The following is a 270-nucleotide window of genomic DNA, read 5'->3' as shown; positions in this document are numbered from 1 at the left end:
CGCGGATCGATTGCTGTTATCTTGCGGGCAACGAGAAGCTGGGCAAGCAAGATGTCTTGAGTGACGACGAGGTCTTCGGCGAGCGCCTGCTCATCGATGTATTTGTCGGCTTCGTCGGCGCCAGCCGCTACTTTTACAGCTGAGAGTAAGGGTGATTGCGGAAGCTCGGTGCCTTTGTTGGCAACGAAGATGGCGGGCACCTTGCGTCTGACCGCGGCTTTGATGATTATGTCTCTAATCACTACGGGACACGCGTCGGCGTCCACCCAG

At 57.0% G+C, this 270-nt stretch carries 1 protein-coding gene; it reads right to left on the bottom strand.

Annotation, left to right across the window (positions count from 1 at the left end; translation table 11 throughout):
- On the bottom strand, positions 1 to 242 hold a 242-nt coding region (locus LD028_RS18205; RefSeq protein WP_369414820.1), incomplete at its 3' end, for a DUF188 domain-containing protein.
- Positions 243 to 270 lie beyond the last annotated feature (28 nt).

Source organism: Anoxybacillus sp. LAT27 (assembly GCF_022030075.1).
Taxonomy (GTDB): Bacteria; Bacillota; Bacilli; order Bacillales; family Anoxybacillaceae; genus Anoxybacillus; species Anoxybacillus kestanbolensis.
Note: the sequence above shows the minus strand (reverse complement) of the source record. Positions and strands in the feature narration are given on the sequence as shown.